The sequence below is a fragment of the Streptomyces sp. NPDC111520 genome (assembly GCF_055635295.1).
This window is the reverse complement of sequence record NZ_JBVKBW010000011.1, coordinates 303,972-318,080: the sequence shown is the minus strand read 5'-3', so window position 1 is coordinate 318,080 and position 14,109 is coordinate 303,972. Positions and strand designations below refer to the sequence as shown.

General features: G+C 75.3%; 12 protein-coding genes and 1 pseudogene. 11 read left to right on the top strand and 2 right to left on the bottom strand.

The annotated features are described in order from the left end of the window. Positions 1–246 precede the first annotated feature (246 nt). Positions 247–1,398: a serine hydrolase domain-containing protein gene (locus ACZ7MY_RS26885; RefSeq protein ID WP_499605550.1), complete on the bottom strand. Its 1,152-nt coding sequence runs from the start codon at positions 1,396–1,398 to the stop codon at positions 247–249. Between the two features lie 180 nt (positions 1,399–1,578). Between ACZ7MY_RS26885 and ACZ7MY_RS26880 the strand changes: the two genes are divergently transcribed. Further along, positions 1,579–2,841 carry an NAD(P)/FAD-dependent oxidoreductase gene (locus ACZ7MY_RS26880; RefSeq protein WP_499605548.1) on the top strand — a complete coding sequence of 421 codons (1,263 nt, stop codon included), beginning with the start codon at positions 1,579–1,581 and terminating at the stop codon, positions 2,839–2,841. 53 nt (positions 2,842–2,894) lie between these two features. Here the strand turns inward: ACZ7MY_RS26880 and ACZ7MY_RS26875 are convergent, their stop codons facing one another. Further along, entirely contained in the window at positions 2,895–3,485 is a 591-nt protein-coding gene (locus ACZ7MY_RS26875) for a TetR/AcrR family transcriptional regulator (RefSeq protein ID WP_499605546.1), read from the bottom strand. A gap of 275 nt (positions 3,486–3,760) precedes the next feature. On the opposite strand from ACZ7MY_RS26875, the gene ACZ7MY_RS26870 reads away from it, so the two are divergent. From ACZ7MY_RS26870 to ACZ7MY_RS26825, 10 genes and pseudogenes are all read left to right on the top strand, one after another. Then, positions 3,761–5,209 carry an MFS transporter gene (locus ACZ7MY_RS26870; protein ID WP_499605544.1) on the top strand — a complete coding sequence of 483 codons (1,449 nt, stop codon included), beginning with the start codon at positions 3,761–3,763 and terminating at the stop codon, positions 5,207–5,209. Between the two features lie 84 nt (positions 5,210–5,293). Beyond that, a complete protein-coding gene (locus tag ACZ7MY_RS26865) occupies positions 5,294–6,349 on the top strand; it encodes an aldo/keto reductase (protein WP_499605542.1) in 1,056 nt (351 codons plus the stop codon). Positions 6,350–6,494: 145 nt separating this feature from the next. After that, positions 6,495–7,094 carry a sulfite oxidase-like oxidoreductase gene (locus tag ACZ7MY_RS26860; protein WP_499605540.1) on the top strand — a complete coding sequence of 200 codons (600 nt, stop codon included), beginning with the start codon at positions 6,495–6,497 and terminating at the stop codon, positions 7,092–7,094. Beyond that, the gene (locus tag ACZ7MY_RS26855; RefSeq protein ID WP_499605538.1) at positions 7,064–7,819 is read left to right on the top strand and encodes a ferredoxin reductase; all 756 of its coding nucleotides are present in this window, start codon (positions 7,064–7,066) and stop codon (positions 7,817–7,819) included. Before ACZ7MY_RS26860 ends, ACZ7MY_RS26855 begins: the two co-directional genes overlap by 31 nt. Before the next feature lie 35 nt (positions 7,820–7,854). Beyond that, entirely contained in the window at positions 7,855–8,190 is a 336-nt protein-coding gene (locus tag ACZ7MY_RS26850; RefSeq protein ID WP_499605536.1) for a hypothetical protein, read from the top strand. Positions 8,191–8,341: 151 nt separating this feature from the next. After that, the gene (locus ACZ7MY_RS26845; RefSeq protein WP_499605534.1) at positions 8,342–8,701 is read left to right on the top strand and encodes a hypothetical protein; all 360 of its coding nucleotides are present in this window, start codon (positions 8,342–8,344) and stop codon (positions 8,699–8,701) included. Then, on the top strand, positions 8,689–9,180 hold the full coding sequence (locus tag ACZ7MY_RS26840; RefSeq protein WP_499605532.1) for a hypothetical protein: 492 nt from the start codon (positions 8,689–8,691) through the stop codon (positions 9,178–9,180). Before ACZ7MY_RS26845 ends, ACZ7MY_RS26840 begins: the two co-directional genes overlap by 13 nt. Positions 9,181–9,244: 64 nt before the next feature. Then, positions 9,245–11,302, top strand: a complete 2,058-nt coding sequence (locus ACZ7MY_RS26835; protein ID WP_499605530.1) for an ATP-binding SpoIIE family protein phosphatase — start codon at positions 9,245–9,247, stop codon at positions 11,300–11,302. A 594-nt stretch (positions 11,303–11,896) separates the two neighbouring features. Continuing rightward, positions 11,897–12,379, top strand: a pseudogene (locus tag ACZ7MY_RS26830) (ATP-binding cassette domain-containing protein); the annotation flags it as partial. Between the two features lie 104 nt (positions 12,380–12,483). Then, on the top strand, positions 12,484–14,109 hold the full coding sequence (locus tag ACZ7MY_RS26825; RefSeq protein ID WP_499605528.1) for an ABC-F family ATP-binding cassette domain-containing protein: 1,626 nt from the start codon (positions 12,484–12,486) through the stop codon (positions 14,107–14,109).

The following is a 14,109-nucleotide window of genomic DNA, read 5'->3' as shown; positions in this document are numbered from 1 at the left end:
CGCGCTCCTTTGCGAGAGTTCGGTCTGGAGTACGTGTGCCCTGCTGACGCCCTTTCATCAGGGGCTCTTCGCGGCGGAGTCGTGCGACGCCGGGTCAGCCCCCGGGGCCGAGCTCGAACGGCACGCGACCGACGCCTTCGGCGCCCCCGTGCCGCTGCGCCGGGCCGGGGACACCGTCGGCGTCCCCCTCTCGGTCACCCCGGTCTTCCTCTCGGCGGAACCCGGGGGCGGGTGACCGCGCGGGGCTCAGGCCCCGGCAGCGTGGGCCCAGAACGCGCGCATCGTCGCCGGGGCCGCCGGGCCGGTCAGCTCGACCTGGGTGAGGAGCACCGTCACGGTGTCCGTGGCCGGGACGATGTGCGCCGCGGTGCCGGTCCCGCCGATCCAGCCGTAGCGTCCCGTCACGTTCCACGGGGCGAGGGGCACGACGTCCACGGACCCGCCGAACCCCCAGCCCTGGCCCTCCAGGAAGAGCTCGTTCGCGCCGCGCTCCTCCGGCGGCAGGTGGTCGGTCGTCATCAGGCGCACGGACTCCTCCGACAGCAGCCGCCGGCCGCCCGCGGTGCCGCCCGCCAGCAGCATCCTGCCGAAGGCGTACCAGTCGTCGACGGTGGACACCAGGCCGCTCGCGCCGGACGGGAACGCCGGAGGGCTGCTCCACTGCCCGCCGGGGGCGTCCACCAGCTCGAGACCTCCCGGCGGATCCGGACGGTAGTAGCCGGCGAGGCGGCCGATGCCGGAGGGCGGCACGGAGAAGCCGGTGTCGGTCATGCCCAGCGGTCCGAAGATCCGCTCCGCCAGGAACTCGGGCAGCGGACGGCCGGACACCCGCGCGACCAGGACGCCCTGGATGTCGGAGCACGTGTTGTAGAGCCAGGCCTCGCCCGGCTGACGCAGCAGGGGGATCCCGCCCAGCGTCGCCATCCAGGCGTCCGGCGCCATGACCTGCTGCGGCCGGGGCGGCCCCTGCAGCAGCTCGCCGAACAGCGGGGCGAGCGCGGGCAGGGAGAAGTCCGCGGGGAATCCGTAACCGGCGCGCGAGGTCAGCAGGTCGAGGACGGTGATCGGCGCCGCCGCCGGCACCACGTCGTCGAGCGCGCTCGCCGGGGTGCGGACGACCACGGGCCCGGCCAGCTCGGGCAGCCAGGCGGCGACGGGGTCCGACAGGGCGACGAGCCCGTCGTCTACGAGCATCATGACCGCCGCGGCGACGACCGGTTTGGTGATCGACGCGATGCGGAAGAGGGAGTCCCTGGCCATGGGGGCCGGGTCCGCGACGCCCAGTGTCCCCACGGCCGCCACCTCCACCCGGTCGCCGCGCGCGACCAGGCCCACCGCCCCGGGCACCGACCCGTCGTCCACGAACGCCTGCAGGACCTCGCGCAGCCGCGGCTCCATCGCCTCCACCTTCCCTCGTCTGCCGTCACAGGGAAGGACCCCCGGAGCGACGAGGACTCATCGGCGCGCGGACGGCGCCCCGTTCGGCGGTGTGTTGCAGGGGGCGGCCCCGGGCACCCGCGTAGCGTACGGAAGGCCGGCCCGTATCGGGGTGTATGCGGAGGAAAGGGCACCGGATCCATGCAGCAGGAACGCGGTGGCCGCTGTGACGTGATCGTGGTCGGGGCGGGCGCCGCCGGGCTGGCCTGCGCGGCGGACCTCGTCGTGGCGGGCCTGACGGTACGGGTGCTGGAGGCCTCGGACGGCGTCGGCGGGCGGATGCGCACCGACCGGCACCGCGGCTTCCTCCTCGACCGCGGCTTCCAGGTCTTCAACACCTCCTACCCCCAGGTGAAGCGCCGTCTGGAGCTGGAGGCGCTGCGGCTGCGGCCGTTCACCCCCGGCGTCCTGGTGCACACCGCCCGCGGCCGGCTGCGCTTCGCCGACCCGACCCGCCCGCCGTACGCGACCGCCGACCTGCTGCCCGGCCGGCTCGCGTCGGGGCGCGACCTGGCGGCGCTGGGCGTCCTGAGCGCCCGTGACATGGTGCTGCCCGCGGGCAGGCTGCGCGCGGGCGCCGACACCACGACGCTCACCGCGCTGGCCGCCGCGGGCATCTCGCCCGAACTGGTGGAGACCCTGTTCCGGCCGTTCCTGTCCGGGGTCTTCCTGGAGGACGAACTGGAGACCTCCAGCCGCTTCTTCCACTTCGTCTGGCGCAGCATGCTGCGCGGCACCCTCGCGCTGCCCGCCGAGGGGATCGGCGCCGTGCCCGCGCAGCTCGCCGGGCGACTGCCCGCCGGCACGGTCCGCACCGAGGCCCCGGTGCGCGAACTGACCGGCGACGGGGTGCTGCTGGAGGACGGCACGGACCTCGCCGCGCCCGTCGTGGTGGTGGCCACCGGACCGGGAGCGGCCGCACGCCTGCTGCCCGGCCTCACGACCCCGGCCACCCGGACCGTGACGACCTACTACCACGCCGCCGACGGGTCGCCGCTCGCCGAGCCGACGCTGATGGTGGACGAACGTCGCCGCTTCCTCAACACCGTGGTCCTCACCGAGGTGCAGCCCGGACTCTCCCCGGACGGCCGCGCCCTGGTGGCGACCTCGGTGCTCGGCGCGCCGGGGCCCGCCGACGAACCGGCCCTGACCGCCGCGCTGTCGGACGCGTACGGCACGGACGCCGCCGCCTGGGAGTCGTTGCACCGCTGCACCGTGCGCGAGGCCCTGCCCGCGATGCCGGCGCCCCATCCGATGAGCCGCACGACCCGCTTCGCCCCGGGGCGCCATGTGTGCGGCGACCACCGGGCGACCGGGTCGCTCCAGGGCGCGCTGGCCTCGGGGACGCGGGCGGCCCGCGAGGTGCTGTCGGACCGCCGAAGGGCGCAGACGCGGCTGCGCTGAGCGCCTGAGTTCCCGGGGCCCCGGGTGCCGGGGGCGGCGGTGCGCCCGGGCGCTCAGTCGATCGCGGCGTCCACCAGCACGGTGGCGATGGCGCGGGCGTGGGCGCCCGGGCCGCTCGCGTTCAGCGCGGTGCTGCGCGAGACGGCGCCGTCGTACAGCAGGGCGAGCCGCTCGCCGAGTTCCTCGGGGTCGCGGGCACCGGCCTGCCGCGCGAGGGCGGACAGCCTGCGGGCGAACTCGGTCTTGTAGGCGGCCACCAGCACGTGGACCGGGTGGCCGGGGTCCGGGACCTCGACGGCGGCGTTCAGGAAGGGGCAGCCGCGCAGCGGGCCGTCCGTCGTCCGCGGGCGCCAGTCGAAGATCGCCAGGAGCTGCCCCCGCGGGTCCGGGCAGGGCTCCCCGGGGACCACCTCGGGGGGGAGCAGGCCGTCCTCGAGTGCGCTCAGGTAGGCCTGGACGAGGTCGTCCTTGCTCGCGAAGTGCGTGTACAGGGTGCGCTTCGACACGTTGGCGACGGTGGCCAGCTGGTCCATCCCGGTCGCGTTGACCCCCTGGGCGATGAACAGCTCCGTCGCCGCCTTGAGGATCCGCTCCCGGGCGCCTCGGCCACTGCGCCGGCGTACGGGGGAGGGTGCGTCGCTCATGCGTCGAGGATACCGATCGTTTTACTTCACCGGAAACGGCTGCTACGGTTGCGCTTAAGTAAACCGATCGGTGTACTTAAGTCGGTGGGGCTTCCCCCGCCGGAACCCGCCGCCCCGTCCCCGTTCCGTCCCCTTCCCGCGGGGACGAGGGCCCCGTTTCCCCCACGCCCGCACCGCTTCGCGCCGCGACGCCGCGGCGACCCTCCGACGTCCCGTCGTACCGGGCCGCCCCGGCCCGTGTACGGCGCGACCGTGCCCCTTCCGGGAGACAGACCATGACCCGTACCCCCTCGCACCCCGTCGGCGCCGGCGCCGTCGGGCGGACGCCGGCCGCCGGCGGCCCGGCCGTCCCACGCCGCATCCCGCACCCCGGGGTCGTGCTCGCCGTCCTGGCGACCTCGGTGTTCCTCTCGGCCCTCGACGCCTTCGTCGTCAACGTGGCCCTGACCCCCATCGGGCGCGGCGTGGGCGAGACCTCGCTGTCCCGGCTCAGCTGGATACTCAACGGCTACGCGATCGTGTACGCCGCGCTGCTCGTCCCGGCCGGGCGGCTGAGCGACCGCTACGGCCGCAAGGCCGGATTCCTGCTCGGGCTGGGCGTGTTCACCCTCGCCAGCCTCGGCGCCGCCCTCAGCGGCGACCTGTGGGTCCTGGTCGCCTTCCGCTTCCTGCAGGCCGCGGGCGCGGCCGTCCTCACCCCGGCCAGTCTCGGTCTCGTCCTGACCACGGCGCCGCCCGCGAAGGTCGCCCGCTCGGTGCAGATCTGGGCGGCCAGCGGCTCGCTCGCCGCCGCGGCGGGGCCCGTGGTCGGCGGTCTGCTCGTCCAGCTGGCCTGGCAGTGGATCTTCCTGCTCAACCTGCCGATCGGCGCCGCGGCGTTCGTCCTCGCGGCGCGGCTCCTGCCGGGCGGCCGGGCCGCCACCGACGCGCGGCTGCCCGACCTCGCCGGCGGGGCGCTGCTGGTGGTGGCCATCGGCGCGCTCGCGCTGGGCCTGGTCCAGGGCCCGGAATGGGGGTGGGCGACCGCACCCACCGCCGGTGCCTTCGCCGTCGCCGCCGCGGCGCTGGCCGCCTGCCTGCTGCGCTCGGCCCGCCATCCCGTCCCCGTGGTCGACCTCGCCCTGCTGCGCGACCGGGTGTTCGCCTCGGCGAACGTCGCCGCCCTGCTGTTCTACGCCGCCTTCGCGATCCAGTTGCTGGGCCTGACCCTGTGGCTGCAGCAGGTGTGGCACTGGTCGGCCGTCGAGACCGGGCTCGGCGTCGCGCCCGGCCCGGCCATGGTCTTCGCCGCCTCGGCCCTCGGGCGGCGGATCGGCCGGCGCGTGCCGGTCGGCACCGTGGCGGCGCTCGGCTCCGTCCTGGTCGCCCTCGGTACCGCCTGGACCGCCCTGCACGCCGGAGGGGACCTCGACTACGCCGTGGACATCCTGCCCGGCTGGCTCGTCGCCGGTGTCGGCGTGGGGCTGGCCCTGCCCACGATGATCTCCTCCGCGACCGCGGGCCTGCCCAGGGAACGCGCCGCCACCGGCAGCGCCGTCGTCACCATGGCCGGCCAGGTCGGCACGGTGCTCGGCGTCAGCGCCCTGGTCGTCGTCCTCGCCGCCGCCGGTCCCGGGGACCCGGCGCACACCTTCGCCGTCGCCTGGTGGATCTCGGCCGGCGTCGTGGCGCTGAGCGCGCTCGCCGTCCTCGGGATCAGCCCCCGCGCCGCCCGGCGCGGCTGACGAACCGCCGGCGGCCCCCCCGAAGCCCTCCCACCCCACCTCACCCCGCAATACAGCGACCACCCGTCAAGGAGAGAAGCCCCCATGCGTCACACGACCTTCGGACACCGGACCGGACTGCGCGTCTCCGAGTACGCCCTCGGCACCGGCAACTTCGGCACCCGCTGGGGCGCCGGCGCCGACCTGGACGAGTCCCGCCGGATGTTCGACAGGTTCGCCGAGGCCGGCGGCACCTTCATCGACACCGCCGACACCTACCAGGCCGGCGAGTCGGAGGAAGTCCTCGGCACCCTCCTCGCCGCGGACCGCGACCACTTCGTCGTGGCGAGCAAGTACAGCGTCGGGGCCGGCCCGCACCCGGACGTCTCCCGGAGCGGCAACGGCCGCAAGAACATGGTCCTGTCGCTGGAGGCCAGCCTCAAGCGCCTCGGGACCGACCACCTCGACCTGTTCTGGGTGCACTTCCCGGACGACCTCACCCCCGTCGAGGAGATCCTGCGCGGCCTGGACGACCTCGTCAGCGCCGGCAAGATCCTGCACCTCGCGCTGTCGAACTTCCCCGCCTGGCGCGTCGCCCGCGCCGTCACGCTCACCGAGCTGCGGAACCTGGCCCCCGTCGCCGGCATCCAGGTCGAGTACAGCCTCGTGGAGCGGACCGCCGACCGCGAGCTGCTGCCCATGGCCGAGGGCCTCGGGCTCGGTGCCGCCCTGTGGTCCCCGCTCGGCGGCGGCCTGCTTACCGGCAAGTACCGAGGCGGTTCCGAGGGCCGGCTCAGCGACCTGAAGACGCTGATCCACACCGAGTCCTCCGCCCGGAAGACCGCGGTCGTCGACACCGTCCTGGCCGTCGCCGAGGAGACCGGGGCGACGCCGGCGCAGGTGTCCGTGGCCTGGCTCCGCGAGCGCGCCGCCCGCGCCGCCACCTCCTTCGTGCCGATCATCGGCCCGCGCAACACCGCCCAGCTCGAGGACTACCTCGGCGCGCTCGACGTACGGCTCGCCCCCGAGCAGTACACGCGCCTGAGCGAGGTCAGCGCCGTACCGCTCGGCGTCCCCCACGAGGCCACCGCCGGCATGATGGGCCGGCTCCGCGGCGGCGACGCCTCCCTGGTGGCCGGGCCGGTGCGGCCGGTCGCCTGATCCCGTGCGGCGGAGGCGGCACCGGTCACCGCGACCGGGGCCGCCGTCCGGCGGGCTCCGGTGGACCGGATTCCCCCGGTCCGCGATGCTGGGGGTCCGCACCACGGGCGAGCCGGGGCGGCGAGCAGAGGAAGGACGGCGCGGCATGCCCATCATCTCGCGCGGATTCCACGGCCGGCGCCCCACGTCGGGCAACAAGCTCCCGCCGGGACAGTACGAGACCTTCGACTTCCCGGTCTTGTCCGCCGGCCCCACCCCGCGGATCTCCCACGACGACTGGGAGTTCACCGTCGTCACCGAGGACGGCACCCGCCACCGCTGGAACTGGGCGGAACTCCTCGCGCTGCCCGCCGAGACCCCGACGGTCGACCTGCACTGCGTGACGAAGTGGTCCAGGTTCGGTACCCACTGGCGGGGCGTCTCCCTCGACACGCTGCTCGCCGACGTCGAGACCGCCGCCGAGTACGCCCTCGTTCACTCCTACGGCGGCTACACCACCAACCTGCCCTTGGAGGACCTCCTCGACGGGCAGGCGTGGATCGCCCACGAGTACGACGGCGACGAACTCGCCGCCGAGCACGGCGGTCCCGCCCGGCTGCTGGTCCCGCACCTGTACTTGTGGAAGTCGGCGAAGTGGGTCCGCGGCATCCGGCTGCTCCTGGAGGACGAGCCCGGCTTCTGGGAGAGCGTCGGCTACCACGACTACGGAGACCCATGGCGCGAACAGCGGTACCAAGGCGACTAGGCGACCGCCTGCGCTGGCAGGCGGCCGAACTGGCCGAACGGCGACCCGAGTCGGTGGCGGCGTGGACCCTCGTGTTCGACGTGCCCGGCTGGCCGGGCCACCTGCCGGGACAGCACGTCGACGTCCGGCTCACCGCGGAGGACGGCTACAGCACCCAGCGCAGCTACTCCCTGGCGTCCGCCGCCGACGGCGACCGGGTCGAACTGACCGTCCAGCGCGTCGAGGACGGTGAGGTCTCGCCCTACCTGACCGACGACCTCGCCGTGGGGGACGCCGTCGAGATCCGCGGCCCCGTCGGCGGCTGGTTCGTGTGGCACCCCGGGCAGACCGAGCCGGTCCTGCTGGTCGGCGGCGGCTCCGGGCTCGTCCCCCTCATGGCGATGCTCCGCGGCCGCGCCGCCGCGGGCAGCCGCGCCCCGTTCCGGCTGCTGTACTCCGTGCGCACGCCCGAGGACCGGTTCTACGCCGCCGAACTCGACCGGGGCGCGCCCGGCGTCGACACCACCTACCTCTACACCCGTTCGGCACCGGACGGCGGCCCCCGCCCCGCGGGCCGGATCCAGGCGCGCGACCTGGCGGAATGGGGCTGGCCCGCGGACTTTGAACCCACCTGCTACGTGTGCGGACCCACCGGCTTCGTCGAGACGGCCGCGGGACTGCTGGTGGCCCTGGGGCACCATCCGGACCGCATCCGCACCGAACGCTTCGGCCCCAGCGGGGGCTGACCCCGCGTCACCGCACCGTGAGGAGACCGACGGCCATGACCGAGCGCTACGCGGCCCGCCTGATCGAGGTGCCCGACGAGGGCGTCCGCCTCCACCCGGAGCAGGGCACGGCACCGCCCGAGCGGCCGACGGAGGTCAACCTGCTCGGCATGGCCGTCGCCCTCGCGCTCGGTGCGGCCGGCTACGAGCACCACCCGGCCCTGCGCGACCCCCGGCTGCAGACCCTGGAGGCACTGCTCGCGGGCGAGGCGGTCATGCCCTGGCGCCCGCCCGCCGCGGAGGCCGGGACCGCCGCGTACGTCGAGTGCGAGCGGTCCGGCTCCGGCGTCTTCACCTGCGCCGTACGTCACCGGCCCGCCGAAGGGGCCTGACCCCCGCGCCGGGGTGGTACCGGCGTTCCCAGGTTCACCGGGGCCTGCCCGTCCTGCGATGGAGGGCGCCGCGCCCGCTGTTCCAACGGATCGACGGGTGGTGGTCCGGGACACGGCCGCCACGGAGACCCGAACGAGGAGAGCAGTGCCGATGCTTGCCACCGCCGCCCCCGGGGACCGATGGTTCGTGGGCTTGCAGTTCAGCACCCCCCGCGGTGCCGTGCGCAGTCACTACTACGTGGTCGGAGAGGCCGCCGACGCCGACGACGCGGTGCGGACCGCGATGGACCGTGCCGCGGACGCCTACGAGCGCGCGGCACGGGAGGACGCCGTGATCGACGGCGTCGAGGTGCGCCGGCTGTGCTGGAACCCCCTGGGCTGGGCCTACCTCACCGCCCCCGACCGTGCCGCCGGCGCGACCGGACGCCCGGGGCCCGGTCGCGCCGGCGGCACGGAGGACCGGTGGGCCCCCTCCGTGGGAGGCGGGTGCGCGACGGCGTGGAGCACCTGATCACCCGGGGCGACTCCGGGCGCGTGGTGCCCACGGACCGCGCGGCCCCGGCACGCGCGGTGGCCGGCCTGCTCGACGGACCCCTCGACGGTCCGGGCCCGCTGCGCCGGGCGGGCCTGGGACTCCTGGTGCTGGGCCGCCACGTGGAGGCGGTCACAATCCTGGAGCGCTCACTTGCGCTCGCCGACGAGCGGTTCGCCGTCGCCGTGCACATCCACCTGGGCGACGCCCACCGCTGCGCCGGTGCCCCGGACGCGGCCGGGCCCCACTACCGGCAGGCCCTGCGCCCGGCCGAGGAGCACGCCCCGGACCTGCTCTCCTTCTGCTGCCGGCACCCGGGCAAGCATCGCCTGGAGCAGGGACGCACCGAGGAGGCCCGCGAGTGCCTGGAGGAGGCGCTGCGGCTCGTCGACCGGGCCGGACGCCCCGCCCGCCGCCGCCCCGCCCCCGGTGGCGCGGCCGGACCATCGGCGGGTTAACTGGGTGGGTCGATGGGAGGTGGACCGTGCCTCGTGACCAGCGACCCGGGCACGGACCGTCAGCGTGAGCGGCACCGGCGCCCCCGACGGGGCGGGCATCTACGAAAAGGCCCTGTTCGAGCAGGCCAGGACGGCCCTCGAGGTGTACGACCTGCGACTGCGCGTTCTGCGGGCCAACCCCGCGGCGCTCGCCGTGCGTGGCCTGCCCGAGGACGCCGTCGTCGGCGCCGCGCTCGCGGACCTGGACGACGGCATCCCGCTCTCACCCGTCATGCAGGAGGTCCTGGACAGCGGCTCCGCGGTCTTCGACCGTCCCGTCAGCGCCCGTCCGGCCACCGATCCGGGCACCCTCCACGACTACGCCGTCACCGGCTACACCCTGCGGGACGACGGGCGGGCCATCGGCGTCGCCGCGATGGTCCACGACGTGACGGAGGAACTGCGCAAGCGCAGGGAACTGGACCTGCTGAACATCGCGCGCGCCACCATCGGCAACTCGCTGGACCCGCTGCGCACCGCGCAGGAACTGGCCGACATGGCGGTGCCGTGCTTCGCGGACGCCGTCGCGGTCGACCTCATGGAGTCCGTGCTGACCGGGGACGCGCCCGTCGGCCCGGTCACGGTCCGGCTGCCGATGCGCCGTGCCGCCTTCTCGTCCCGCGACGGGCAGTACGGCGCCTACGCCGTGGGCAGCGCCAGTCACTTCGCGTTCCCAACGCCGTACACGCAGGCCCTGGGCGACCTGCGGCCGCGGCTGGTGGAGGCGGTGCCGTCCTCCGGCGGCTGGCTGGTGCACGACCGGGCGCGCGCGGACTTCATCGCCCGCTCCGGGACGCACTCGCTCATCGTGACGCCGCTGACCGTCCACGGGCTCGTCATGGGCCTGGCCAGCTTCTACCGGGGCGACCCGCGGACGTCCTCCTTCGACGAGGAGGACCTGTCCCTGGCGACCCAACTCGCCACCTGCACCGCGATCTGCGTCGACAACGCCCGCCGCTTCACCCGCGAGCACACGGTCGCGACCACGCTGCAGCGCAGTCTGCTGCCCCGCATGCCGCCCGACGCGGCGGCGGTCCGGTCCTCGCACTGCTACATGCCGGGCCGCTACGGCGCCCACTGGTTCGACGTCCTGCCCCTGTCGAGCTGCCGTGTGGGGCTGGTCATCGGGTACGTCCCCGGCGAGGACCTGCAGGCGTCCACCGCGATGGGGCGGTTGCGGACCGCCGCCTCCACGCTGGCCGCGATGGACCTCCCGCCCGACGAACTGCTGGCCCACCTCGACGACGTGGGCCGCCGGCTGGCGCTGGAGCAGGACGCGGACCCCGTCACGCTGCACCGCGCGCGGCCGCCGTTCACCGCCTCCTGCCTGTACGTGACGTACGACCCGGTCACCCGGGAGTGCGCGGCGGCGACCGCCGGGCACGCCGCCCCGCTGGTGACCGCCCCCGACGGGGTGGTGAGCACGCTGGAGGTGCCGCCCGGGGCGGACCTCGGCCAGGGCTCGCCCTACGAGACGGTGACGAAGCGGCTGCGGGCCGGGAGCCTGCTGACGCTGTACTCGGACGGCAGCAAGCGGCGGCACCCCGCCGAGGCCGAGGAGAGGCTCAGCCGGCTGCACGAGGTGGTCGCCGATCCCTGGACGTCCCCCGAGGATGTGTGCGACCAGATCGTCTACAAGGTGCTGCGCGGTGCGACCCCGCAGGACGGCTCCGCCATCCTGGTGGCCAGGACCCGGGTCATCGAACCCGGCCACATCTCCTGCTGGACCTTCCCCGCGCAGGCGTCCTCCGTCCGCGAGGCCCGCCGTGCCGCGCACGGCCGGCTCGCGGAGTGGGGGCTGGAGGACCACGCACCCGTCACCGACCTGGTGGTCAGCGAACTCGCCACCAACGTCGTCCGGCACGCGAAGGGACCCATCCGGCTGCGGCTGATCCTCGACCGGGCACTGACCGTGGAGGTGCACGACGACGCCGACACCGCGCCGCACCTGCGCCACGCGCGGCTGCAGGACGAGGGCGGCCGCGGTCTGTTCCTCGTCGCCTCCCTCACCCAGCACTGGGGCACCCGCTACGAGGAGACCGGCAAGACGATCTGGGCCGAGCAGGAGCTGACGGACGCCTGACGCGGGCAGGGGCCCTCTTCGTCCGCACACCGCCCTCCCGCCGCCCCTCCCGCCCTCCCGGCCCGGACCCAACCGGTGGCGGGGAGGGCCCATAGGCGGACGTCGCGGGACCGTCTTCCGCGGTGCGCGATCGGGACGCCGCGACGGACCCGGGGTTCCGGGATCACGCCCGCCCCGGACGCAGGGCCGAACCCGTCGCGGAGGCGCCCCGGTCCCGGGCGGTGACCTCGGGGTACCCCGGCGTGGTCGTTCCGCTCCTCCCGGGCACGACCGCCCTCCGGCCTCCCGGGGCGGCTGCTAGGGTGGCGCGGATCTCCGAATCGGGAACCAAGGGAGTCAGAACGTGGCGGGTGACGACGACATCTCCGGGTGATACCGGGTGTCCTCGGCCACCGGCGGGTGCGCACGATGCGCCGGCGCCGTGGCCGTTTCGTCATGCCTTCCCACACCTCCCTTCCCGCGCGGCGGCCCCTTCGCCGTCCGCGGCGACCACCCGAGGGCCCACCCATGTCCGACGCGTACGCCATCTGCGCCCATCTGCCCTTCTCCTTTCCTGACGACACCCCCGTCCTTCAGGACCTGTCCTTCACCGACGGCGGCGGGCGGACCGCCCTGACCGGCCCCGACGGCGCCGGCCAGTCCACGCTGCTGCGCCTGCTCCACGGCGACCCCGAACCCGGGGAGGGCGGCCTGGTCAGGCGCGCCGACGGCCGCGTCGCCCACCTCTCGCAACGTCTCGACGTGCCGGACGCCGACCGCACGGTGACCGAGAACCTCGTGCGGTTCGCCCAGGCCGCACCGGAGGCCGAGCCAATGAACCCGCTCGCCCGCTTCCCGTTCCGGGGCTCGCGTGCGCACCTGCCGGTCCGGGTGCTGTCCGGGGGCGAACGCCTGCGCGCCGCCCTGGCCCGCTTCCTGTGCGCCGGGCCCGCCCCGCACGTGTTCCTGGACGAGCCGACCGACGACCTCGACCTGGTCAGCCAGGACGAGCGCTGCATCGAGCGGATCGGCGCCGGGCGCCGACCGCACCTGCCGGAGGGGCGGCTGCGGGAGACCGGCGCCGCCGCTCCCGCATAGCCCGCGCTCCGCGCCCGGCCCCGGTCCGCCCCCGCCCTCCGTCCTCCCCGCCCCGGCCGCCGTCGCGGCGGCCGGGGCCTGCGACCCCCTCCCCTGGTGATGCCGTGAACCAGCCAGTCCTGTCCGCCCTGTCCGCCCACGACCTCGTCCGCACCTTCGGCGGCCGACGTGTGCTCGACGGCTTCTCCCTCACCGCCGCCCCCGGGCACCGGATCGGTCTCGTCGGCGAGAACGGCGCCGGCAAGTCGACCCTCCTCGAACTGCTCGCCGGAGTGGCCGAACCCGAGGCCGGCACCGTGGTCCGCCCGCCCGACCTGGGCTTCCTGCGCCAGGAACTGCCCTTCCCCGGCAGCGCGACCGTCGGCGACGTCCTCGACGACGCCCTGCGCGAGGCGCGCCGGTCGCTGGCCGAGCTCGACCGTCTCGCCGACGCCCTCGCCGCGACCCAGCAGGACGCGCCCGGCCACGGCGGACTGCTCGACGCGTACGCGGCGGCGCTCGACACCGCACAGACCCAGGAGGCATGGGACGCCGACCGCCGCGCCGACGTCGTGCTCGCCGGTCTCGGCCTCGGGGACGTCACCCGCGACCGCGAACTGGCGCGGCTGTCCGGCGGCCGACGCGGCCGTCTGGCGCTCGCCGCGCTCCTGGTACGACGGCCCACCGCGCTCCTGCTCGACGAGCCGACGAACCACCTCGACGACACCGCCGCGGCCTTTCTGGAGGAACAACTGCGCGGCCTGCCGGGCGCCGTGGTGGTCGCGAGCCACGACCGGGCCTTCCTCGACGCCGTCTGCACCGATGTGATCGACCTCGACCCGGCGGCGGACGGCCCGGTCCGCCACGGCGGCAACTACAGCGCCTACCTGAAGGAGAAGCACGCGGAACGGGCCCGCTGGCAGCGGCGCTTCGAGGCCGAGCAGGAGGAACTCGACCAGCTGCGGGGGTCGGTGGAGGTCACCGCGCACCGGGTCGCGCACGACCGGCCGAAGCGCGACAACGAGAAGATGGGGTACGGCCACTCCGGCGGCCGCGTGCAGCAGCAGATCTCCCGCCGCGTGCGCAACGCCGCCCGCAGACTGGGCCAACTGGAGCGCGACCAGGTCGCCAGGCCGCCGGAGCCGCTGAGGTTCCGCGCCGCCGCGCTCGCCGCCCGGTCCACCGAGGGCGTCCTGCTGGCGCTGCGCGACGTCCATGTGCCCGGCAGGCTCACCCTGGACCGCCTCGACGTGCCGGCGGCCGACCGGCTGCTGGTCACCGGCGTGAACGGCGCGGGGAAGTCGACCCTCCTGGCGGTGCTCGCCGGGCGGCTGGCGGCGGCCGGCAGCGTACGCCGCAGGGAGGGTCTGACCGTCGGGTTGCTCACCCAGGACACGGTCTTCGAGCGGCCGCACCGCACGGCACGGGAGACCTACCTGGCGTCGCTCGGCGCCGGGCGCGCGGAGGCGGTTCCGCTGGCCGACCTCGGGCTGCTGGGCGCCCCGGAGCTGGACCGGCCGGTCGGGCAGCTGTCCGTCGGGCAGCGGCGCCGGCTGGCCCTGGCGCTGCTGGTGGCCGACCCGCCCGAGTTGCTGCTGCTCGACGAGCCCACCAACCACCTCTCGCCGCGGCTCGCGGACGAACTGGAGGACGCGCTCGGCCCGGGACCGGGCGCGATCGTCGTCGCCAGCCACGACCGCCGGCTGCGTTCCCGCTGGAGCGGCCGCGAACTGCGGCTGGACGCCTTGTGA